The organism is uncultured Erythrobacter sp. (assembly GCF_947499705.1).
Lineage (GTDB): Bacteria > Pseudomonadota > Alphaproteobacteria > Sphingomonadales > Sphingomonadaceae > Erythrobacter.
This window is the reverse complement of the sequence record NZ_CANMPJ010000001.1, coordinates 647,822-671,838: the sequence shown is the minus strand read 5'-3', so window position 1 is coordinate 671,838 and position 24,017 is coordinate 647,822. Positions and strand designations below refer to the sequence as shown.

16 protein-coding genes and 1 tRNA gene are annotated in these 24,017 nt (G+C 60.0%); 14 read left to right on the top strand and 3 right to left on the bottom strand.

The annotated features are described in order from the left end of the window. Positions 1–37 precede the first annotated feature (37 nt). The 3 genes from Q0837_RS02970 (at position 38) to Q0837_RS02960 (ending at position 5,440) form a co-directional block, all read left to right on the top strand. Positions 38–649: a superoxide dismutase gene (locus Q0837_RS02970; RefSeq protein WP_298465078.1), complete on the top strand. Its 612-nt coding sequence runs from the start codon at positions 38–40 to the stop codon at positions 647–649. 118 nt (positions 650–767) lie between these two features. After that, positions 768–2,699: an EAL domain-containing protein gene (locus tag Q0837_RS02965; RefSeq protein WP_298465075.1), complete on the top strand. Its 1,932-nt coding sequence runs from the start codon at positions 768–770 to the stop codon at positions 2,697–2,699. A gap of 110 nt (positions 2,700–2,809) precedes the next feature. Continuing rightward, positions 2,810–5,440: a M14 family metallopeptidase gene (locus tag Q0837_RS02960; RefSeq protein WP_298465072.1), complete on the top strand. Its 2,631-nt coding sequence runs from the start codon at positions 2,810–2,812 to the stop codon at positions 5,438–5,440. A gap of 71 nt (positions 5,441–5,511) precedes the next feature. Here the strand turns inward: Q0837_RS02960 and Q0837_RS02955 are convergent, their stop codons facing one another. Then, the gene (locus Q0837_RS02955; RefSeq protein ID WP_298465068.1) at positions 5,512–6,732 is read right to left on the bottom strand and encodes a PIN domain-containing protein; all 1,221 of its coding nucleotides are present in this window, start codon (positions 6,730–6,732) and stop codon (positions 5,512–5,514) included. Between the two features lie 107 nt (positions 6,733–6,839). Further along, the gene (gene uvrC, locus Q0837_RS02950) at positions 6,840–8,783 is read right to left on the bottom strand and encodes an excinuclease ABC subunit UvrC (RefSeq protein WP_298465065.1); all 1,944 of its coding nucleotides are present in this window, start codon (positions 8,781–8,783) and stop codon (positions 6,840–6,842) included. Between the two features lie 208 nt (positions 8,784–8,991). On the opposite strand from uvrC, the gene Q0837_RS02945 reads away from it, so the two are divergent. From Q0837_RS02945 to Q0837_RS02930, 4 genes are all read left to right on the top strand, one after another. Further along, positions 8,992–10,434: a heme peroxidase family protein gene (locus Q0837_RS02945; protein WP_298465063.1), complete on the top strand. Its 1,443-nt coding sequence runs from the start codon at positions 8,992–8,994 to the stop codon at positions 10,432–10,434. Positions 10,435–10,545: 111 nt separating this feature from the next. Continuing rightward, positions 10,546–11,736, top strand: a complete 1,191-nt coding sequence (locus Q0837_RS02940) for an NAD(P)/FAD-dependent oxidoreductase (RefSeq protein ID WP_298465060.1) — start codon at positions 10,546–10,548, stop codon at positions 11,734–11,736. A 164-nt stretch (positions 11,737–11,900) separates the two neighbouring features. Continuing rightward, positions 11,901–13,472: a wax ester/triacylglycerol synthase family O-acyltransferase gene (locus Q0837_RS02935; protein ID WP_298465057.1), complete on the top strand. Its 1,572-nt coding sequence runs from the start codon at positions 11,901–11,903 to the stop codon at positions 13,470–13,472. Beyond that, positions 13,472–14,290 (top strand): triacylglycerol lipase, encoded by an 819-nt coding sequence (locus Q0837_RS02930; RefSeq protein WP_298465055.1) that lies wholly within the window; start codon positions 13,472–13,474, stop codon positions 14,288–14,290. Before Q0837_RS02935 ends, Q0837_RS02930 begins: the two co-directional genes overlap by 1 nt. 117 nt (positions 14,291–14,407) lie before the next feature. On the opposite strand, the gene Q0837_RS02925 is transcribed toward Q0837_RS02930, so the two are convergent. Then, entirely contained in the window at positions 14,408–17,650 is a 3,243-nt protein-coding gene (locus Q0837_RS02925) for a hypothetical protein (protein WP_298465052.1), read from the bottom strand. Between the two features lie 218 nt (positions 17,651–17,868). Between Q0837_RS02925 and infA the strand changes: the two genes are divergently transcribed. From infA to Q0837_RS02890, 7 genes are all read left to right on the top strand, one after another. Continuing rightward, a complete protein-coding gene (gene infA, locus Q0837_RS02920) occupies positions 17,869–18,114 on the top strand; it encodes a translation initiation factor IF-1 (protein ID WP_298465050.1) in 246 nt (81 codons plus the stop codon). A 20-nt stretch (positions 18,115–18,134) separates the two neighbouring features. Continuing rightward, a complete protein-coding gene (locus Q0837_RS02915; RefSeq protein ID WP_298465047.1) occupies positions 18,135–18,707 on the top strand; it encodes a nucleoside triphosphate pyrophosphatase in 573 nt (190 codons plus the stop codon). Continuing rightward, positions 18,700–19,665 (top strand): ribonuclease, encoded by a 966-nt coding sequence (locus Q0837_RS02910; RefSeq protein ID WP_298465044.1) that lies wholly within the window; start codon positions 18,700–18,702, stop codon positions 19,663–19,665. The genes Q0837_RS02915 and Q0837_RS02910 overlap by 8 nt, the downstream gene beginning before the upstream one ends. Before the next feature lie 101 nt (positions 19,666–19,766). Further along, on the top strand, positions 19,767–19,949 hold the full coding sequence (locus tag Q0837_RS02905; protein WP_298465040.1) for a DNA gyrase inhibitor YacG: 183 nt from the start codon (positions 19,767–19,769) through the stop codon (positions 19,947–19,949). Between the two features lie 97 nt (positions 19,950–20,046). Further along, a tRNA-Phe gene (locus Q0837_RS02900) sits at positions 20,047–20,121 on the top strand. Between the two features lie 39 nt (positions 20,122–20,160). Next, positions 20,161–20,964 carry a phosphoribosylaminoimidazolesuccinocarboxamide synthase gene (gene purC, locus Q0837_RS02895; RefSeq protein WP_298465039.1) on the top strand — a complete coding sequence of 268 codons (804 nt, stop codon included), beginning with the start codon at positions 20,161–20,163 and terminating at the stop codon, positions 20,962–20,964. Between the two features lie 146 nt (positions 20,965–21,110). After that, a complete protein-coding gene (locus tag Q0837_RS02890) occupies positions 21,111–24,002 on the top strand; it encodes a pitrilysin family protein (RefSeq protein ID WP_298465038.1) in 2,892 nt (963 codons plus the stop codon). Positions 24,003–24,017: the final 15 nt, after the last annotated feature.

Below are 24,017 nucleotides of genomic sequence, written 5' to 3'. Positions count from 1 at the left end.
ACAACGGACTAACACCCCAACAAGAGAGGGAATCTCCATGGCTTTCAAACTCATCGACCTGCCCTATGCCGACACCGCGCTCGAACCGGCCGTTTCAGCGAACACGCTGTCGTTCCACTACGGCAAGCACCATCAGGCGTATATCGACAAAATGAACGCGGCGATCGACGGCACCGACCACGCGAACGCGCCGATGGAAAGCATCGTCTCCGCCGCGCGCGGCAGCAATGCCGGACTGTTCAACAATGCCGCCCAAAGCTGGAACCATGCGTTCTACTGGCATTCAATGGCGGCTGAAGAAACCGCACCGTCGGACGAACTCAAAGCTAAGATTGACGATGCTTTTGGTTCGGTCGATGAGCTCAAGGAACAGCTCAAGGCACGCGGCGCTGGCCACTTCGCCAGCGGCTGGGTCTGGCTTGCGGAAAAGGATGGCAAGCTCTCCATCGAAGAAACGCATGACGGCGACACGTTGGCAGACAGCGATTTCAATCCGCTGCTCACTGTCGACGTGTGGGAGCACGCCTATTACCTCGATCATCAGAATGCGCGTCCGGCCTACCTCAACGCCGTGGTCGGTTCGAAGCTCAACTGGGCCTTCGCCAGCGAAAACCTCGCGCGCGGCACGACCTGGACTTACCCGAACTAACTCTCGGCACGCCTGAGACGTTCACGAAAGCCCGGCCTGCAACCTGCAGGTCGGGCTTTTTCACATCCTCCCTCCCCTTACCCCTCGTTAACGCATTCAAACTAAATGCTTACGCACTATGACAGGGGGTCAACTTGAGCAGAGCTCATCCGCAAGGCTGAGTTCGAAGGCTGCGGCTGCAGTACGCGAGATTTATCGCCCGATCCTGCGCGGCTATTTCACGATCTTCGCGCTCTACTACACCATCCTGACTCCCTTCAATTATTGGTATCTTGCCGGGATCGAACTGATCCTGCTCGTCTCGGCTTCTGTGATAGCGGCAGTCGTAGGCGGCTTCGGGTGCTGGTACATGCGCAAACCCGCGCCAGCACACCGCGTCGAATTGCTGCTGATTGCAATGAACCTTGCAGCGGTCGGCAACGTCCTGATTGGCCTGAATATCGAGTTCGCGCCGGAGAAACTCACCTATTTCGTGATCATGGCGATGCTGTTTGCACTCGCCAGTGTGAACTTTCGGCAGTCAGCGCTGTCGATCGGTTTCTCCAGCCTCGCACTGATCAGCTTTTTCCCGCGCCTCGATAGCGCGACGCTATCAGCCTACGCTTTCCTGACGTTCGGCGCTGCGATGGCGTCACTCGCCATTGCGTTCTTCCTGCGCAAGGCCGTGACCAAGATCGCCGACGCAAAGATCGAAACTGAGGAAGAGCTCGAAAAGGCCCGCATCGTTAGCGAGGACATGCGCGAGAAATCGCTTTCCGACAGCCTCACGATGCTGCCCAACCGCCGGGCGTTCTTCGCCACCCTGCGCAAAACCATGCGAGAGCAGAACAGCACACATCCAAGTGATAGCATCTGGTTGATGCTGGTCGATCTGGACGGCTTCAAGACTGTAAACGACATTCACGGGCACCTAACGGGCGATCTGCTGCTCAAACAGGTTGCTGGCAGATTGGAACTGTTTGCCGGAGAGGACATCCACGTCAGCCGCATGGGCGGCGACGAGTTTAACATGATCTTCGCCGGGCAAGTGGGCGAAGACGAGATCAGATCGCGGTGCGACGTTCTGCTAAAGCTGCTCGCCGAGACCTACATCATCGACGGGCGGCATATCCGCATCTCATGCTCGGTCGGTTGCAAACAGATGGACCTGTCGGAGAGTATGCGCTCGCAGATCAGCCAGGCTGATTACGCGCTGATGGTCGCGAAGAGGCAGGGCAGGAATTGCGCCGTCCTGTTCGACGATGTCCATGCCAAGCAAGCGCAGGCCCGCTACGAGATCGAGCAGGCGCTGCGCTGCGCAGACCTCCCCAAAGAGATCGACCTCGTGTTCCAGCCGCAGATCAATCTCGGGTCGAATGCGATGGTGCGCGCGGAAGCGCTCGCCCGATGGACCAGCCCTAATGTTGGCAAGATCGAGCCGCTGCAATTTATCAAGATTGCCGAGGAAAGTGGCTTGATCACAGGGATCACTCTGGTGGTGGTTGAGAAGGCCCTAAGCCAGTTGCGCGAGTGGCCGGAGCCCATCGCGCTTTCGATCAACCTTTCAGGATACGATCTGATTTCAGACCCGACGATCGATCAGATCATCGACCTCGTCAAAAACTACGGGACCGATCCCAAACTGATCGAATTTGAAGTCACCGAAACAGCGATGATGGGAGACTTTGACAAGGCGACAGCCAACCTGAACCGGCTCGCCGACCTTGGTTTCTCGATTGCGCTCGACGACTTCGGCACCGGCTATTCGAACTTCAGCTATCTGCGCGCGCTGCCGATCGAAAAGCTCAAGGTCGACCGGTCGTTCATCCAGGACCCGAGCGACCCGATGACCGAGAAGATCCTGTCCTCGCTGGCCGGGATGGCACGCATTCTCGGCGTGCATTGTCTGCTGGAAGGCGTCGAAGACGAGATCGAATTGCTGATGGCCAAGCGCGTGGGCGCTGAATCGGTTCAGGGATACTATTTCGGCGAACCCATGAGTGCGACTGACCTGCTCAAGCTCGTACAGACAAGCAGCTCAAATCCCGACGACGTATCCTCCGCCGCTTAAGGCCTCCGCTTCCAATCTCCGCTCTTAAATATATCCGCTTGACCGCCAACGGCACTTAACCAAGTGTCATCCGTTGATTGCCTGTTGGCAGTGCAAAGCGGGGTTCTTGAATGCTGGGTAAGTTCATCGGTCGGTGGTTCGCAATGCTGGCGGCGGCGTGGTGGATGGCCATTCCCGCCCAAGCCCAGTCGTTTCTCGACGCGCAGTTCGATCCCGATGTTCCGACGCTGGAAGAGACGGTCGGTCACGCGCCCGGCACTCGGATCACCTCTCCCGATGAAACGCTGACTTATCTGCGCGCACTGATCGAGGCCGCGCCAGACCGCGCGCGGATGATCGAATATGCCAAGAGCTGGGAAAGTCGCTCGCTGAACTATGTCATTCTTACTGCGCCCGAAAACATGGCGCGGCTCGATGGAATTCAGGCCGACCTTGCCAACATCGCCGCCGGTCGCCCGAGCAATGGCGACGCGCTGCCGGTGACCTGGCTGACCTACGGCGTGCACGGCAACGAGATCTCGTCGACCGACGCTTCGTTGATGATGGCGTATCACCTGCTTGCTGCTCAAGGTGATGAGCGGGTTCAGCAAATCATGCGCGAAACTATCGTCGTGCTCGATCCGATGCAGAACCCCGATGGCCGCGCGCGTTTTGTCAGCCGCTTTCGCGCCTCGCTCGGGATTGAGCCTGCATCCGACCGTCAGGCCGCCGAGCATGACGAGCCATGGCCCAGCGGGCGCGTGAATCACTACATGTTCGATCTCAATCGCGACTGGTTCACGCTGAGCCAGCCCGAGACACGCGGCAAGATCGCTGCGATCCGCGCGTGGAACCCGGTCGTGGTCGTCGATGTGCATGAAATGGGCGGCGACGAGACGTACTTCTTCAGCCCCGCCGCGCAGCCGCTCAATCCCAATATCACGGCCGCTCAGCGCCGCGCCTACGAGCTGATCGGTCGCAACAATGCGGCATGGTTCGACCGGATGGGCGAGCCCTACTTCACCCGCGAAGTCTACGACCTGTTCTATCCCGGCTACGGCGACACCTGGAACACGCATCACGGATCGATCGGCAGCACCTATGAACAAGGCTCCGCGCGCGGGCTAGTGTTCGAGCGGCGCGACGGAACCACGCTCACCTATGCTGATGGGGTGCGCAATCACTTCATCGCCAGCCTCTCGACTGCCGAAGCGGTCGCGAACAATGCTGATCGTTTCCTGAGCGACTTTGCCGATTTCCGCGCCTCTGCCGCCAATGGAGCGGCGGGGCGCGGAAGCTATGTGATCGACCTCGCCGAACGGCGCTGGAATGCCGAGGCTCTTGGTCGGCGATTGGCGGCGCAAGGCATCGCCGTGCTGCGCCGCGACGGCGAGGCGAGTGCGTGCGGACGATCCTATCCCAAGGGCTATCTCGCGGTCCCGCAGGCGCAGCCCGCCGCGCGGCTGGTGCGCAGCCTGCTCGACACCGACACGCCGCTGCCGCCGGACTTTGTGCGCGAACAGGAACGCCGACGCGCGCAGGACCTTCCGCATGAACTCTATGACGTGACCGCATGGTCGGTCGGCCTGATGGCGGGCGTGGACGTATCGCTGTGCGGCAGTGCTGTCAGCGGAGATGCACTGGGAGCCGAGGCACCGATCACGCCGCTTGCCGAGGGCAGCGGAACATTCGCCATCGCCGTGCCGTGGACCGATAGCGGGCAGGCGCGGCTGGTGACGCTCGCCTTGCGCGCTGGACTTGAAGCGCGCGTCACCGACGAAGCCTTCACCAAGGACGGCACCGAATATCCGCGCGGCACCGTGATCTTCCCGACCGGCGCCAACGAGCCGGAGGCCATGGCCAGACTGGCCGAGCTGTCCCGCGAAGTCGGCGCACATACCGTCGCTTTGCCGTCCAGCTGGGTCGAGGACGGCCCCAACCTTGGCAGTGAAGCCTTTGTGCGCCTGACCCTGCCGAAGGTGGCGATGGCGTGGGACGATGGCATCTCGCAGCTAAGCGCAGGCGCGATGCGCTATGTGCTTGAGCGGCGGCTGGGCCTACCGGTCGTGCCGATCCGTACGGGCCGCTTCGGACGCGCTGATCTGAGCGATTACGATGTCGTGCTGGTCCCGCAGGGCGATCCGAGCCGCGAGATGGGCGAAAGCGGCCTCGCGACCTTGCGCGAATTCGTGGCGCGCGGCGGTGTGCTGGTCGCGGTGGGGGACAGCCTGACCACCTTCTCCAAGGGCGAGCAACCGCTGCTTTCGGTCAAACGTGAGGCCGCTTTGGGCCGCGTGCCCGATGGCGGCGAAGAGGGCGAGGATACCCCCGGTCTGGCAGAGGGCCAGGAGATCACAAGCGAGGACGAGTATCGCGCTGCGATCCAGGATCAGGAAGCCCTCCCCGACACCCTCCCCGGCGCGCTGCTCAACACCGTGCCCGACCGCGAGCACTTCCTCTCGGCAGGATACGACGATGGCGCAGTCGTGCTGGCAAGCGGCTCGCAGATCTTCACCCCGCTGGACCGAGCCGACGGCACCAACGTCCTGCGCTTCGCCGCATCCGAAGCGCTGATCGCGAGCGGCTATGTGTGGGACGAAAACCGCAGGCAATTGGCGTTCAAGCCGTACCTGATGGCGCAACGCACGGGTGATGGCCTGACGATAGGCTTTGCGCATGACCCGGCGACGCGGGCATATCTGGATGGGCTGGACCTGCTGATCGCGAACGCCGTGCTGGTGGCGCCTTCGCGGGTGCGGTGAGTCCGCCCACCCATACGCATAGTAAGGATCGCTGGTCAGTCTCAGGTAAGCCGCGTCTCCGTACGCATTGGTTAGCGCCAACTTTCTAAGCCTTTGTTCAGCAGTTCATCATCGATTTCTTGTACCCGATTGATCATCCTCGATAACTCGAATCGTAGCCCATGCGCCGCTTTGTTCCACGGAAGTGACAAGCTGGTGTTTATGTCATCACCTGTAAGCCTCGTTATTTCGTTCTGTACTTTTTGGATTCGCTCTTGAATTCGCTCCTTTTCTTCAACCAAGGCCTCCCACTCGGGATCATTTTGATCGCGAACAATTTCATTCTGCGAATTTGAATTCGTTTTGTTTGCCAGCCTTTCAGCATCGCGCGCATCCAGCACAGCGTCAACACCGGCATCGAACGCTTCGAGCAAACGGGAAAGCGGAATGATATGAACTGTCTTTCCTCCCGAACGAAGACGAAACTCCTCGATAAGTTCTAGGCGTGGTTGAAAAGCGCCTTCTGACTGCGTGTACCAATCGGATTTGGTATCAGCAGTTACGAAGACGCAATCTCGTTTCTCCGTCTCCCCGACCGCTAGAACGGTCTGCCAAATCAATAAGTCTCCCGCGCCCCCATCTGCCTTGTCCCGATCTTTGTATCCCGGTGGTCGACGCATCGAGTATCTCTCTTCCATCTCCTCATTGAATTGATTCTCGTCTTTCGGTTCCACTGCACTAGAGACACAGCCATGAAGTATCTCTCGATATCCGCACGAAACCGGGTCCGTTCCTAGGTCGCCACTGAGTTTGGCTACCACTGTGTTGACGCCCTTCTGATATTCTGTAGCCAACTCGCCGATTTGTTCAGATAGCTTCTGTAAATTCTGAAAGTCTGGGTCTTCGACCAGCAGGCCGATATGGGCCTTAAGTGGCGGACCAAGCCGACTTGCTTGATTCGTCATCTGTCGGACAATGTCACCAATCTTCTTTGATCGATTTCGCGCAAACTCCCTTACTGCTTGCGCAGGCACAATTAGCCGCTTTTGCTCAGATAGAGGTCGATAGACGTCGAGGACCTTAGTCAGTGTAACCTGACCCATGGTGTAGGGAAGCAAGAGCGCACTCGCGTCGAGAAGCACAATACAGTCATCCTTCGACTCCTCCAGACTAGAATACTGAACCGCAAAGAAGCCTACAGCATCCGGAAACATCTCTTGAAGTGCGAATGGCGAAACAGAGGGATCGATAGATGGAGGCGCGGCAGATTTCGAAGCTTTAACGTCTGGCGGTGCCTTATCTCTCTTCTCCATTCTATTGTTGGAGCATTGATGTTGATAAGGCGCAATGACAATTTGTGAGGAGCATTTAGAAATACTGCTCCGCTGATAGCATTCGGCGAAGCGGAACCTTACTCCCCTCACCCCCCCGCATGGTAAAAGTCGTACACCTGCCGCGCCACGTTCTCGCTTACGCCCGGCGCGCGTTGCAGGTCTTCCAGTGCGGCCGCTCTCACCTTGCTCGCTGTGCCGAAATGCAGCAGCAGCGCGCGTTTTCTCGCGGGGCCGATGCCCGGGATTTCGTCCAAGGGTGACGCGGTGATCGCTTTCGAGCGTTTCGCGCGGTGTGCGCCGATGACGTAGCGGTGGACTTCATCGCGCAGGCGCTGGGCGTAGAACAGCACTTGCGAATTGGTCGGCAGCATCTTTTCCCGGCCATCGGGGAAGTGAAACACCTCGCGCCCCTCGCGGCCATGATGCGGGCCTTTGGCGATGCCGATCACCGGGACATCGTCGATGCCGAGTTCGCCCAGCACTTCCATCACGCTCGATAGCTGCCCCTTGCCGCCGTCGACCAGCACCAGATCAGGCCATACGCCCGCTCGCTCGCGGTCGGGATCGTCCTTCATCGCCCGGGTGAACCGCCGCTGCATGACTTCGCGCATCATCGCGAAGTCATCGTTGGTCTGCGCTTCCTTGATGTTGAATTTGCGGTATTGCGATTTCTCGAAGCCTTCGGGACTGGCGACCACCATCGCCCCGACCGCTTTCGCGCCCTGAATGTGCGAGTTGTCGTAGACTTCGATCCGCTCGGGCGGCGCGTCGAGTTCGAGGAACTCGGCCAGCTCACGATTGACCTTCGCTTTGGTGCCGGTCTCCGCCAGCCGCCGCTCCAACGCTTCTACAGCGTTGCGCTGCGCCTGCGCGAGCAGCTTGCGCCGGTCGCCACGCTGCGGGATCGAGAGCACGACCTTGCGCTCGGCCACTTCGGAGAGCGCCGCTTCGATCAACTCGCTTTCGGGCAGGTCGCGGTCGACCAGAATGGTCGGCGGAGGCGGCACCTCTTCGTAGAATTGCAGCATCACGTTGGCGAGCACCTGCGCTTCCTCGACTTCCTTGGTGTGCGAAGGGAAGAAGGCGCGGTGCCCCCAATTCTGGCCGCCGCGAATGAAGAAGGCCTGCACGCCGACATGCCCGCCTTTGCTCGCGAGCGCGAAGACGTCAGCATCCCCTACCCCGCTGGCATTGATCGCCTGAGACCCCTGGATAAAGGTAGCCGCGCGCAGCCGGTCGCGCAGGATCGCCGCTGTCTCAAAATCGAGCTCCTCCGCGGCCTTCGCCATCTGCTTTTCAAGATCCGCCTGCACCTTGCCCGATTTGCCCGCAAGGAAGTCCTTCGCTTGCCGGACGAGATCATCGTAATCCTCGGTCGAGATGCGATCGACGCACGGGGCCGAGCAGCGCTTGATCTGGTAAAGCAGGCAAGGCCGGTCGCGATTGTTGAAGAAACTGTCAGTGCAGCTTCGTAGCAGGAACAACTTTTGCAGCGCGTTGAGTGTCGTGTTGACGTTGCCTGCGCTTGCGAACGGACCGTAGTAATTGCCCTTTGCCCGGCGCGCTCCGCGATGTTTGTGAATGCGCGGGAACTCATGATCGGCGCGCAGCAGGATGAAGGGGAAGCTCTTGTCATCGCGCAGCAGCACGTTGAACGGCGGGCGATAGCGCTTGATCAGCTGCGCTTCGAGCAGCAGCGCTTCGGCTTCGGAATTGGTTGTGACGATCTCCATGCTGCGGCACTGGCTGACCATCCGTTGCAACCGCCCGCTCAGCCCGTTGACCTGCGTGTAGTTCGCCACCCGCGCCTTGAGCGAGCGCGCCTTACCCACATACAAAACGTCGCCTCGCGCATCGAGCATCCGGTAGACGCCGGGAATCGGTTTTAGCGTCTTTACCGTCTCGCGGATCGCGGTGACGCCAGCTTCAAGGTTAGGCTGCGCACGCGAAACGGTGTAGGCCGCGCGCTCTTCGTTGAAGCGCTCGGCCCCGCGTGGGTCATGTGGGCTGCCAGCCTTGGTTCCAGACATGTGCTTGAAATAGGACGCCTTCGCCAGCGGGGGAAGAGACGCGGGCGCGCTCCGCACAGAATCTTGCCCTTCAAGTAAATGTCGCGTTTATACAAAAATCTATATAAAACAAACTCTTCCCTTTGCTTTCTTCTTCTATTGCTGTAGCTATCGAATCATAAATAGAACATGCGGGTTGTTTTCGGTTTTAACTAACGGAGACAATAACGTGACTAACCCCGATCATCATGGAATGAAAACACTCGAGGGGCTTTCGCCCTATTGTGTGCGCAGCGAATACGGCAAAGAACAGCAGCGAGACGACCGCTTCGGACGGATGTTCCCGCAGCTGATGCCGAATTACACCGATCCCAGCATCCTGATCACCGTTGGCGAAGCCGGCGGCAATATGGAGGCGCCGGACGATCAGGAGCGCACAGCCAACGTGCCAGTTGGAATGGTGTTTTTCGGCCAGTTCGTCGATCATGACATCACCCTGGATGCTTCGACCACGTTCGACAGCGTAATCGACAATCCGGGCGAGATTTCCAACGTCCGCACTCCGACATTGGATCTGGACTGCATTTACGGCCTCGGCCCGGAAGCGCAGCCCTATCTCTACGAGCAAGGCGGAGCATTCGGCGGCGTCAAATTGCTGACAGGTGCCGACAATCCCGGCCAGAACGGCGAGAGCGCTCATGACCTGCTGCGCTCGCCTAACGACCGTGCGATCATCGGCGACCCTCGTAATGACGAGAACCGCATCGTCAGCCAGATTCAACTGGCGATCATCCGTTTCCACAATCATGTTGCGGACACTCTGAACGCGGAAGAGGGTCTGGAAGGCCACGACCTGTACGAGGCTGCTCGCGAGCAAACCACGTGGCACTATCAATGGGCGGTCGTGAACGACTTCCTGGGCGATATGTGCGGCAAACCGGTAGTCGAACGCATCCTTGGATGCGGGCGCAAGCACTACTGCGGAACAAGTCCGTTCATTCCGGTGGAATTCTCAGTCGCGGCGTACCGTTTCGGGCACTCGATGGTCCCGTTCGAGTTGCAAGTTCAGATGGGTCAACGTCAGTTCCCGCTGTTCAGCGACAACACCGGCCTGGGCGGCGGCTTCACTCCGGTGCCCGGCACTCAAGCGGTAGTCGATATGCACGAGCTGTTCTTCACGCCGGAGAACCGGTCGGTCCAGCGCACGCAAAAGCTCGACACGCTGATGTCGCGGGCGCTGCTTGCGCTGCCCTTCGTGGATGGACCACCAGAGGAAAAGTCGCTTGCCACTCGCAACCTGATGCGCGGCAATGCCTTCCTGCTGCCAGCAGGTGAGAAAGTCGCAGAGGCGATCGGCCGCGATCAGGCCGAGATCGATCAGGTCCTGACCAAGATCGCCGCTCTCAATCCCGATTTCGGCGCCGAAGGGATCCCGCTGTGGCTGTACCTCCTTGCCGAAGCCGAAGTGATCGGCCGCGCAGAAACCGACGGGACCAACACTCCCGGCGAGGGTCTTGGACCTGTCGGAGCGACAATCGTTGCCGAAGTGATGATCGGGCTGCTTGAGCTGGACGAGCATTCCTTCCTTGGCTCCAACCGCAATTGGGTGCCGCGCGAGGATTGGAACACGCTCGGCAAGCTGCTTACCGTGGCTCAACCGGCGCTCCCCTAAGGCGTCGGTGACATTCGGAGCAGGGCCGGCAGCGCCCCCGCTTGGCCCTGCTCCGTTTTTCTTTTCGCCACTGCGTTGGAATTGCTCGCTCAGCGGCCTATCGGCTGAGGCGTGAAGAGCTACGATGTCATTGTACTGGGCGCTGGCGCCGCTGGGTTGATGTGTGCGGCACGGGCCGGACAGCGCGGTCTAAAAGTCGCTGTGCTGGAAAAGGCCGAGAAGCCCGGCAAGAAGATTTTGATCTCAGGCGGTGGACGCTGCAACTTCACCAATGTGAATGCCGGCCCGGGAAATTTCCTGTCGGCCAATCCGCATTTCGCCAAGTCTGCACTCGCACGTTACTCGCCGCAGGACTTCATCGATCTGGTCGATAAGCACGGCATCGCGTGGCACGAAAAGACCTTGGGGCAGCTGTTTTGCGACGGTTCGGCCAAGCAAATCGTGCAGATGCTCCTGGATGAGTGCCCGGACGACAAAGTTGATGTGATCTGCGGCGCTGAAGTGACCGAAGTGGTCCACGATAGCGACCTGTTCGGGCTACTCGCCCGCGGCCAAAGTTACTCCGCCCCGGCTCTAGTAATCGCAACCGGCGGCCCCTCGATCCCGAAGATGGGAGCGACAGGGTACGCCTATGATCTTGCGCGCCAGTTCGGACTGAAAGTTGTCGAGCCGCGCCCAGCTCTTGTTCCTCTGACGTTAGGCGGCGAAGACGTGCTGTTTCGCGAACTCTCCGGCGTCTCGGCGCCTGTTCGCGCCCGTGCAGGCCAAGGCAAGGCGCGCACCGAATTCGCCGAAGCAGCCCTCTTCACGCACAAGGGTCTGTCCGGCCCCGCCATCCTGCAAGTCTCATCTTATTGGCGGCACGGCGAAGATATCGGCGTCACCTTCCTGCCCGAAGCCGAAGCAGACTGGCTCCTCGGCCTGAAGCGCGACAAACCGCGCGCCAGCCTGAAATCGGTGTTGCGCGAACACTTGCCCGATCGTCTAGCTGACGCGCTTTCCGAGCGACTCGGTGTTGAACGCGAGCTGGGCAATGTGTCGGACAAGGACTTGCGTAAGACTGCCGAAAAGCTGGCCGATTGGCGTTTCTCACCCAACGGAACGGAGGGCTTCGCCAAGGCCGAGGTGACAATCGGGGGGATTGCCACCTCCGAACTCTCGTCGCGCACAATGGAAGCCGTGAATATGCCTGGCCTCTATGCCATCGGCGAAGCGGTCGATGTCACAGGCTGGCTTGGCGGATATAACTTCCAATGGGCCTGGGCCAGCGGTGTGGCTGCCGGTGACGCTCTAGGCGCGTAAGAAAATTGCGTAAAACCCTTACGCGGCGGCAACTCCTACCGCTCGCGTGAGGTTGTTTTGTCAATGAATTGTGCCTACGCCCTTGGGCAGAGTCCGAAACACGGGCCGAAACCACCTCTGTTTGAGGCGGTCTGCGGGAGAAACCCTTGCGGCAATTGCAGGGCATGGATTCCTCGTTCGTAGCGATGGAATCGCCGAATTCGCCGATGCATATCGGCAGCGTATTGATCTACAACCCGGCGACGGCGCCCGGCGGTTTCGTTCGTTTCAAAGACATTTTGCAGTTCATTGAATCGCGGATGCAATTGTCGAAGACGATGCGCCAGCGATTGGTGCGCGTTCCCTTCGATCTGGATTATCCCTACTGGATCGAAGATCCTGATTTCGACCTGGAATACCACGTTCGTCACGTTGCTTTGCCCAAGCCCGGCGACTGGCGCCAATTGTGCATTCAGGCGGCCCGCGTCCATGCGCGCCCGCTCGACCTGAACCGGCCACCCTGGGAATTCACCGTGGTCGAGGGGCTCGACAATGTGAGAGATTACCCGCCCGGTTGCTTCGCATTTGTGACCAAGGTCCACCACGCCGCCATCGACGGAATGAGCGGGATCGACCTGATGGAAGCGCTGCATACTGTGACGCCGGATGCGGAACCTCCAAAGAAGCCAGACACGTGGAAACCCGAGAAAGTGCCGGGGCCGGTGGAACTGCTCGGCAAATCTTACATCAACGCGCTGCTGAATCCGCTGAAGCAGGCGCAGGTTGCAGCGCAGGCGGTTCCCGGCGTTGCGAGCGCGATCAAGGGCCTGCTCAGCAAAGACTTCAAGGTCTCCAGCGATCTTGTGCCTCCGCGCACGCGCTTCAATCGCAGCATCTCACCGCACCGCGTAATCGAAGGGCGAAGCTTCAAGCTGAGCGATATCAAGTCGATCCGCGCGCTCCTGCCCGATGCCAAGGTTAACGATGTCGCGCTGTCGATTATCGGCGGCGCGCTGCACAAATATCTGACGTCGAAAGGCGACCTGCCCAAAGGGACCATGACGGCGATGGCTCCGATTTCGGTCCGCTCCGACAATGAGAAAGGCGACATGGGCAATCAGGTCGCCGCCATGATCGCGCCTCTGGGCACGCATATCGCCGATCCGAAAGAGCGCCTCGAATATGTCTTCGGCCAGACCAGCAATTCCAAGGCGATGACCAATGCGCTTGGCGCGCGCACCATGACAGAGGTCAGCAAGGTCAATCCTGCACTCTACATGGCACTCGGCGCCCAGCTGTTTAACCGGATCAGCATAGCGCACCGGCTCGCGATGCCGTTCAACACTGTGGTGACCAATGTACCAGGGCCGCCGGTGCACATTTATTCATCCGGCGCTCGGATGGAGAGCATGGCGCTGTCGCTTATCTGCCTGACCGACGGGCTCGGCCTCGCACATGTCGTTCAAAGCTATGTCGACGAAGCCTATATCAGCTTCACCGCTTGCCGCGACATCATGCCCGATCCCGAATTTTATTCGCAGTGCCTGCAAGACAGCTTCGACGAGATGCTGGCGGCAGCGAAGGCAGTCGATGGCAAACCGGCGAAGAAGCCGGCAGCAAGATCGGCCAAGGCTCCTGTCAAAGCTCCGGCCAAACGCCGCGCCAAAACGACAAGCAAGACCATAAAAACAGCCGCAAAGACGGCGAAAACAACAAGTCGCAAACAAAGCCCAAGAGGCAAAAAGGAGAGCACCTGATGGCCAGCGCAGCAATGGACTTCAGCACATCCACCGATACACCAGCGGCCAAGCCGCCGAACCGCTTCTGGACCTTTGCCGAGGGCCGCGCGATGTTCGAACTGGGTGCGTTCTATGCAAGCCGCCCGATGCTCTCCACCCTGCCGAAAGGCGATGGACATTCGGTGCTGGTGATGCCCGGCTTCATGGCCTCCAACAGCTCTACCGTCCCAATGCGCAACCTGCTGAGCGATCTGGGATACGACGCGCATGGCTGGGATTCCGGCCGCAATGTTCGCATCAACGAAGAGCTGATCGATCGGCTTGAAACGCAGATCAGCCGCGTGTTCCGGGATAGCGGTCGTCCAGTTTCGCTGATTGGCTGGAGCCTAGGCGGTGTGCTCGCGCGCGAAATGGCGAAAATGCACCCGGACAAGACACGGCTGGTCATCAGTCTGGGCAGCCCGATCACCGATGATCGCAACCACACCAATGCTGCACGGCTGTTCCACTTCTTCAACGGTGATGAGCCTGACCGTCTACGCGGTGGTCAGTTCCAAGGTCTCGACATCGCACCGCCCGTGCCGACGACGTCGATTCTTACGAAGACCGACGGCGTGGTTCATTGGCGCGGCAGCGTTCAATGCCCGAAGAAGACGAGCAGCGATCATCCCACCGAGAATATTCAGGTCTATGCCAGCCATTGCGGCCTCGGCGTAAACCCGAGCGTGATGATCGCCATGGCCGACCGCTTGGCGCAGGAAGAGGGCGAATGGATGCCTTTTGAAGCGTCACCCAGCTACAGTTGGATGTTTCCGAAGTTGAGTATTGACGAATAATCCTCCCTTCCTTTTCAAAGGAGGGGATCGAGGGGTGGTTACGGACGCGCAAGCGTCCGTCCCGGCCTCGCCACCACCCCCAAACCCCCTCCTCTGAAGAAGAGGGGGCTCAAATCCCTAAAACAACTTCCGAATATCCACGCCGATAAACCTTCCGACCGGGTCGATTAGAAACGGCTGGTAGTTCAGCGGCGTTTCGCCATCCTCATCGCGCACGCTCCGCCGCGCGTCGAAGACATTGTCGGCGCGCAGGGAAATGCGGAAGTTCTTCAGAATTCCTTCGTTCTTGCCCACCAGCTGACCGATTTCGCTGAAAACGCGGATGTCGAAGGTCGCCAGATCGTCGAAGAAAATGTCGCTGCTGCCCGGCAGTCCTGAACCGTTCAACGTGGCCTCGCCCGTGTAGCGAGCGGAGAGGCGCATGCCGATTCCAGAGCCAAAGATACCGGCGTCGAACCGCGTCGAATGCCGCGACAATCCGAATGTTCCGGTGGCATCACCATCAAGCTGGTCAAGCACCGGAATGCCCGGCGCGATCAGAATCTCATTGTCGAGTTCGATCGTGTGATTGAGCGATGCAAAGTAGCGGAAACCCCTGAAATTTCGCCGTGCGAGCGGGTTGAAGGCTGGGCCACCGCCTTGGCGCGCGCCGCTTGGCGGCCCGCCTTCGCCGCCTGCTTGCTGATCTGGTTGGTTGGCGCAGAATTGCTCCCGAAACCGTTCCAACGCAGCATCAGGAATGTTACCATCCTCGTCGCGCGATTGATCGAGGCCCAGCTTGATGAACTGCGGATCGACGCCGGGCAGCTCTGCCGAAACATCTTCTCCGCGCTCGATTTTGCCGACCAGCTCACGGATGGCCGCAACGCCATCTTCGCCGCAGGCGCGCGCGCGAAACTCCGCCGATGCGCCGCCTGCTGGACCACCCGGTCGGCCTCCACCGGCAGGCCCTCCAGCGACACCGGGCGGAGGACCGTCAGAGCTGCGCCCAGGAGGACCGCCCTCGCCGCCACGACCTCCGCGGCCGCCGCGGAACATGCCCGGGTCCATACTGCACAAACGCTCGCGAAACTGCGCGAGACGCTCATCGCTGATCTCGCCGTTTTCGTCGCGCACGCGGGAGAGAATGCGCTCAAAGCGTTGGGGGTCGAACCCAGGCATCTCAGCCGACAGGTCTTCGCCATTCTCAACCGCACGCACCAATCTAGTGACGAAAGCGAGCCCATCGTCGGCACAAAGCCGCTCCCGGAATGCCATGAATTGCTGGCGCTGCTCCGGGCTAGGTGGCCCACCACGGCCTCGCGGACCGCGCGCTCCGCCCGGCGCAGGGGGGCCAGCCGCACCAGCTTCAGGCGGCGTGTCAGAACTAGCGGGAGGTCCACCGCGCCCACCTGTGCCCGGCGGCCTTCCAGCACTAGGGCGTCCACCGCGACGACCTTGGTCACCTGCACCAAAGCTGCCGCGGGTAAACAGGCCGAATTGCAAGCGGTTTGCCCGTGTCTCGGCGAAGGTCACAGGGCGGCGATCGACCGCGATCAGAGTGCCACCCGCATCGCGCGTGATCCGGTCGGGGAAAGCCGCTTCGATCTCTGGGGAAATGATCGGAAACCCGCGCGTCACATCGTCGGATCGGTTGCGGATATACTCGGCCGTGAAGCGGGTGTTGTCGATGAACGGCAATTCCCAGTTGAGCGCGAATTTCCAATCGCGCTGGGTCTCCGCGAGCAAGTCGGGGTTTCCGCCCGTAGTCACGGTCGCGAGTACGGTTTCGCCATTGGTAAAGTCGAACACCGGTACGTTGAAGAACTGGACTTCCGGATTGCCGAGCGAGGTGAGGCCGGGCGCGACTTCGCGAACGATATAGTTGGCGGACAAGGTAAGCTTGTCGGTCACGCCCCAATTAAGGCCAATCGTGTAGTCACCAAGCGTGCCGAAGTCAGATAGGCGGTTGAGCCCAATCTGGCCATTGAGTGTGAAGCTGCCAAGCGCGTCGGCGAAGCCATTTCGGCGGCTTGTCAGCGGCACAACGAGATTGACGCCGGTCGACAGATCGCCTCGCGTAAGCTGGACTTCGCCGACATTGCGCGTGTCCGAACTTTCGAGCCGGGTCCAGTTGTAGCCGACATCGAAAGTGGCAAGCAGTTCACCACCCGGGAGGTTGGCTAAGGGCCCGCGCAATGTAGAAAGCGTGCTGCCCGAAATGTTGCGAGTAAGCGCTGTATCAAACCCAACCGGTACGCGACTTGGTAGCTCCGCATCGAGCGCCAGGAGTCCGGCGGTTGCGTCGGCTTCAAGCACTTCTGTGTCGAAGCGTTGATCGAATTCCTGCGTCGATTCCGACAGGCTAGCGTTGAAAGTGCTTGTGAGGCGAAACGCGTTAACCGGCTTGGTCAGCGATCCCGAGCTTGAGATCGTGTCGGTTGAAATGCGCTGTTCCAGTGGAGTGTCTTCACCGAACGTACGCAGCACCGTGTTGCCGTCGGGGTCAGTCAGATTAACGGTATTGAGCCCTTGCAATGTAAGGAAGTCTGAGCGGGCGTAATTGAGGTTCGCACTGAGCGAGATACCGCTGTCGATGATCGCCTTCGCCCAGCTGATATTTCCGTCGAGCGACCGGCTGTCTGACACGAGACTGCGGAATGATGCCTGATCTGGATCACCTGCGACATCCGATATCGATCCAGGGGTCTGGATGATGTCGCGCTCATCTTCAGTCAGCAGCGATCTGTCGCTGGCTTCGAAATTGAAGTTGATGCGCCCGCCATCGGCGATCTGGAGGAAGCCCAGCTCTTGCTCGCGCTGATGATAGCCGCCGCGCGACGGCCCTTCGAATTCGAACTCAACCTCCGCGTTGCGGTAGTTTTCCTTCAGGATCAGGTTGATGACCCGGCGGTCGGGCGGAAACCCAAAACGCTGCGCCACTTCTTCCGGGAACACTTCAACCCGTGCGAGCGCCTCAGGGGGATAGTTCCTGAACTCCCGGAAAGACCCGATGCGGATGCCATTGATCAGGATCACCGGACGTCCACCACCACCGCGCCCTCGCGCAGAGCCGGTCTGGTTGGTGATCTGGGTGATAAGATCGGCAATCGAGGTGACGCCCTCCGCCGCGATGTCATCTTCGCCCAGCTCAAGCAGCGGTTCCTGTTCGACATCCAATTGCCCACGCAGCCGCTGAGCGTTGACGACAATCTCACCGCTTCCGACACCGATTTCTGGCTCGGTTTCCTCGGTGACTGGTGCCTGCCTGGGCGGCGGCGCATCGCGCGGCTCGTCCTGAGCCATGGCCGCCTGTGCGGTCAGGCCGGCCGCGCAAACCCCGGCCAGCAATGGCGCGCGAAAAGGAGAGGTCGGTGTCATGAAGCCCTTTTGAGCAAATGCGAGAGTGGAACAAACACTTGAATTGTATCGGCTTGCACCGATCTATACGGGACGCGCTACCCATGGGATGAACAGCGCAGATAAGAGGATGGATGCCGAGCTAACGCACGAGGCTTCCATTTTGTTCTCACCATCGCTAAATGCCGCCCGACCATCGACCGGCGCATTGTGCGCCGCAACAGGGATTTTGAAACTAAATGGCCAAAGAAGAACTTCTCGAAATGCGCGGGCGCGTCGTCGAGCTGCTGCCCAATGCGATGTTCCGGGTAGAGCTTGAAAACGGCCATGAAGTGCTCGGTCACACCGCTGGCAAAATGCGCAAGAACCGCATCCGCGTGCTGGTTGGTGACGAGGTGCAGTGCGAACTGACACCCTACGATTTGACCAAGGCGCGCATCACCTATCGCTTTATGCCGGGCCGCGGCGGCCCTCCCGGCTCGTAAGAGCGGTAATCTAAGCGCCGATGAGCGCGCTTCACCTGACATTGGCATCGGCATCGCCCCGGCGGCGCGATTTGCTCGCGCGGCTTGGTATCGAGCCGGACGCGGTTCAACCCGCCGATATCGATGAAACACCGCTCAAGGCCGAGCGCCCGCGAGATTATGCGCTGCGCATGGGGCTGGAGAAAGCGGCGGCAATCGAAGCGAGCGGGTTTGTTCTGGCGGGCGACACTGTCGTCGCCGCAGGCCGGCGTATCCTGCCCAAGACCGAGACCGAAGGCGAGGCGCGAAATTGCCTCGAATTGCTGTCCGGCAGAAGGCACACAGTGCTTTCGAGCGTGGTGCTCCGCTCGCCCGATGGGACGACGCGGTCAGGGCTTCAGGAAAGCACTGTCCGTTTCAAGGTCCTCTCACGCGAGGAAGTGAACGCTTACATTGCGGGCGATGAATGGCGCGGCAAAGCAGGGGGCTATGCGATCCAAGGCAGTGCCGAGGGGTTGATCCAGTGGATCAAGGGCAGCCATTCCGGGATCATGGGCCTGCCGCTTTATGAAACGCGCGCGCTGCTGAAAGCGGCAGGGTTTGTCATTGGCTGAGTGGTTGGTCGAACACGGGATCGGTGAGACCCGCGCTCTGCTTGTCGAGAACGGCGAAGTTCTCGCGGCGAAGCTGCATTGGCCGGGCGAACTCGTTGCCGGGCTCGAACATCCCGCCAAGCTTGTCTCAAAGACATCGGGATCGCGCCGCGGGGTCGCTGCCATAGAAAGCGGCACCGAAGTTCTTATCGATCACCTCCCCTCCGAATTGACCGAAGGCAGTGCCTTCACCTTGCGCATTTCCCGGGCACCGATTGCCGAACGCGGGCGGTTCAAGCGCGCGCAAGGGCGGTTTGTGCCCGAAAATGAGGCATCTACGTCACTCGGCGATACTCCCTTCACCACTGACAAGGTCGTGCGGCAATTTCCTGCCGGTCTGTGGGAAGACGTTTGGTCGGCAGCGTCATCAGGCAGTCTAGATTTTCCCGGAGGTGAAATTCTGTGCAGTGTCACACCTGCCATGACGCTGATCGATATCGACGGCGACGCCCCGCCGCGCGAACTGGCGTTGAACTCGGTCCCGGTCATTGCCCAAGCATTGAGCACCTTCAACCTTGGCGGGTCGATCGGGATCGACTTTCCGACCCTTCCTTCAAAAGCAGATCGCCGCGCGGTTGACGAAGCCCTCGCCGGGGCGCTCGACGAATGGCCCCACGAACGCACCGCCATGAATGGATTCGGGTTTGTGCAGTTGGTCGCGCGCCTCGAAGGGCCCTCCTTGCTGCATCGCTTCGCCACTTCGCGCGTCGGAATGTGCGCGCGAGCGGCGCTGCGGATTGCGGAGCGAGCCGAAGGAGCCGGAGCGATCCTGCTTTTGACGGTCCACCCCGCCCTTAAAGCAAAGCTCAAAACCGAATGGCTTGAGGAACTGGCCCAGCGAACCGGCAAACAAGTGCGGATTGAAACCAATCCCGGCCTTGCACTCGAAGCGCCTCATGCTCAAATTGCGAGCAACTAGTCACGGCCTGGGCCACCCCCCTCCACCCTTCCACCCGGATTGTATCCCGGTAGGCTCCGGGTGGAAGGGTGGAGGGCGCGGGTGGCTCCGGAACCAACGATATGACCACATCCAAACCCTGCCCGATCTGCAAAAAGGCTCGGACCGAAGAGTTCACACCCTTCTGTTCTCAGCGTTGTAAAGACCGCGATCTCGCGCGTTGGTTCGGCGATGGCTATGCCGTTCCGGGCCGTCCCGCGAGCCCCGAGGAAATCGCCACAGCCGATTGGGATAAACAAGACTGATTCCCTCTTGCCAAGCTGCGCGACCTTCGCCATACGCCCGCTCTCATTTGCTCGCCGGTTGTATCGCGTTTTCGTCACGACCGTCGCCGCAGCGAATGCCCGGGTAGCTCAGGGGTAGAGCAGCGGATTGAAAATCCGCGTGTCGGTGGTTCAAATCCGCCCCCGGGCACCACTCGCTGGCGGTAAACCGCCGAGCTGGGAGGCTGCTCACATGTCCCGTCGTCGCCAGATTTATGAAGGCAAGGCCAAGATCCTCTATGAGGGCCCTGAGCCGGGCACGATCATCCAGTATTTCAAGGATGACGCCACCGCCTTCAACGCCGAGAAAAAAGGCACGATCAACGGCAAAGGCGTGATCAACAATCGCATCAGCGAACATGTCTTTACGCGCCTCGCGCATATCGGCATCCCGACTCACTTCATCCGCCGCCTCAACATGCGTGAGCAATTGGTGCGCCAGGTCGAGATCATTCCAATCGAAGTGGTCCTCCGCAATGTCGCGGCTGGCTCGATCTGCAAACGGCTTGGCCTCGAGGAAGGCGAACCGCTGCCGCACACGCTGATTGAGTACTATTACAAGGACGATGCACTGGGCGATCCGCTGATCGCCGAGGAACACATCGCTTGTTTCCAATGGGCCAGCCAGGAAGAAATGCATGACATTTCGTCCATGGCAATCCGTATCAACGATTTCCTGTGCGGGATGTTCGCCGGGATCGATATCCGATTGGTCGACTTCAAGCTCGAGTTTGGACGCCTCTATGATGGCGATTACAGCCGTGTGATCCTCGCAGACGAGATCAGCCCGGATGGTTGCCGTCTTTGGGACATGAAATCGGGCGAAAAGCTCGACAAGGATCGCTTCCGCCGTGACCTCGGCGGTGAAGAAGAGGCTTACCGCGAAGTCGCACGCCGCCTTGGTCTGCTTCAAGCGGAAGATACCGGCCCCGGCGAGGTACTCGACTTGTCGAGCCACCGTTCAAGGCTGCGCGGCACCCCTCCGCCCAAGAAGTGATCAAAGCATAGGCAGCGGCAATTCCTTGCCGCGCCGGTGCTCATGAATTGGGCACGGCCTCCTTTGCGCCGCAAAAAAGACCTGACACGCGCCGTTCATCCTCTAAGCTGCACAGCACTGGGGATGAGAAGGCACTGTCAAACCATATGAAATCGACTGCACGCGTATTCACAGCGGGGTTGCTGCTTGCCCTACCCAATCTTGCACTCACACAGGCGCTTGTTGCGCAGGAACCGACCGAACAGGTCATCGAAGACAAGCCCGTCTGGGCGTTCGAAGCGAGCGACATCGAAGTCGATCCGAACTATGTATTCGGTCAGCTCGACAATGGCATGCGCTACATCCTGCGCCAGAACGGCACGCCGGAAGGCACAGCGATGGTGCGGATGCGGATCGATTCCGGATCGCTCGACGAGACCGACACCGAGCGTGGTCTCTCGCATTACCTCGAACACATGGCTTTCAACGGATCGACCAACATTCCTGAAGGCGAGATGATCAAGCTGCTTGAGCGCGAAGGGCTGGCGTTTGGTGCGGACACCAACGCCTCGACCGGGTTCGAAGCGATCACCTACATGCTCAACCTGCCGCGCAATGATGAGGATTTGCTGGATACGGCACTGATGCTGATGCGCGAGACCGCAAGCGAGATCACCATTGCCGAAGATGCGGTGGGGCGCGAACGCGGGGTGATACTCGCCGAACGGCGCGACCGGCGCAATTTCGGACAGCGCGCACGCGAGGATAGCTTTGAGTTCACCTCCCCCGATGCCCGCTATCCAGACCGGCTGCCGATCGGCACGCTGGATGTGCTCGAAAACGCCACCGCCGAGCAACTGCGCGCACTTTACGAGCGGACATACACGCCATCCAATACAGTGCTTGTGATCGTCGGCGACTATCCGACCGACCTAATGGAAGCCAAGATCCACGAACGCTTTGCCGATTGGCAAGGCGGCGCTGCCCCAGCTGATCCCGTTACTGGCCCAATCGATGTCGACCGGCAGGGGCTGACAGACATCTATCTCGATCCAGCTTTGTCCGAGAGCGTCACCATCTCGCGCTTTGCCGAATGGCGCGACGAGCCGGACACGCTCGCCAATCGCGACCAGCAAGGATTACGGGGAATTGGCTATTCGATCATCGGTCGCCGTCTCGCTCGATTGGCGCGCGGCGAAGACGCTCCCTTTCGCGGAGCGAGCTATGGCAGCGGCAATGCCTTCGAAGATGCGAGAGTAACCGCGATTTCCGTGTCGAGCGCCGATGGAGAATGGCGCAAAGGCGTGCTCGCCGCGGTGCGTGAAGTCCGCCAGGCAGTAACATATGGCTTCACGCAGGCCGAAATCGATGAGCAGCTCGCCAATTTCCGCACCGCGCTCGAAAACGCCGTCAAAGCAGCCGATACTCGGGCGAACGGAGCCTATGTCGGGCAGGCCCTAAGCCTCGTGAGTAACGAGCGCATTCCAACTACGCCGCAATACCGCCTCGCCAATTACGAGCGGTTTGAAAAACTGGTATCTCCCGAAAGCGTGCACCAGGCTTTGCTGGCTGACATTGCAGCTCTGGAAAACCCCCTAATCCGGTTTCAGGGACGAACCGCACCTGAAGGCGGTGAAGATGCCCTGCGCGCCGCTTTTGCCGAAGCCATGAGCCTTCCGATCGTAGCACCGGTCGACAGCGGACCACTTGAATTTGGCTACACCGATTTCGGCGAACCTGGCGAAGTGGTTTCCGATGCGGTCGATGAACGGCTTGGCATTCGCAAGCTGCGTTTTGCCAACGGCGTGCGACTGAATATCAAATCGACCGACATCCGCGAAGATCGGATCAGTTGGCGCATGTCTGTCGATGGCGGCAGCTTGCTCAACACGCGGGACGATCCACTCAAAACTGCGCTGGTTAGCGGGCTTAGCGGCGGAGGACTTGGCAAGCACAGTCAGGACGAATTGCAGACTGTTCTCGCCGGTCGCAGCGTTGGTGTGCGCATGAACACCAATGCCGAATCCTTCTCGTTCAGAGGCGGCACAACGCCGCGCGATCTTGAGCTGCAAATGCAACTGCTCGCTGCTTCGTTGACCGACCCGGGTTACCGCCGCGAAGGCGAGGAGCGCTATCGCCGCAGCATCGACAATTTCTTCGCCAATCTCGATGCGACGCCGGGCCGCGCGCTCAGCAATGCGCTGGGCGGGATACTGTCGGACAACGACCCGCGCTTCAGCCTGCAATCCAAAGAGGCGTTTCTCGCGCTGAACTACGGAAAGTTGCAAGCCGATATTGGCGACCGACTGGCATCCGGAGCGATCGAAGTGGCGCTGGTTGGCGATCTTGATGAGGACGCTGCCATCGCAGCGGTTGCTTCGACGATTGGCGCTCTGCCTGCTCGCGAAGCAGAGTTCCTGCCGCGCGATGACGCTCGCATTCGGAGCTTCACATCAAATCGCGGTCTGACAACGCTGGAGCATAGCGGAGAGGCCGATCAAGCGTTGGTCAGGCTCACATGGCTGACAAATGACGACGACGACTTCACCGAAGAGATGAAGCTCACGCTGCTGGCGCGCATCGTTCGGCTGGAGCTGACCGATCGCCTGCGCGAGGAATTGGGGCAGGCCTATTCGCCGTCTGCGGGAAGCAGCAGTTCTTCGGTCTATCCCGACTATGGTACCTTGCGGGTGCAGGCGTCTGTCGATGTCACTCAGGTCGAACCGACCCGTGAAGCGATCTTTGGTCTGATCGAAGACCTGCGTAGCAAGCCGATTGATCCGGACCTGATCGAGCGCGCTCGAAAACCCATACTGGAAAGCTACGACAATTTGCTCAAAGGTCTCGGCGGGTGGATGAGCCTGACCGCGCTGGCACAGGCCAAACCGCGCCGGATCGACCGCTATTTTGAAGCGCCGGATTTGCTGAAGAGCTTCACGCCCGACGACGTCCAAGCGATGGCCCAGCAATATCTCGCTCCGGAAGCAGCGGTGGAAATCCAAGTATTGCCCGGCGAGAATGCGAAGCCGCCGACCCCTGACATTCCTCCCGCAGAATAGAGCCAATCGGTCGCG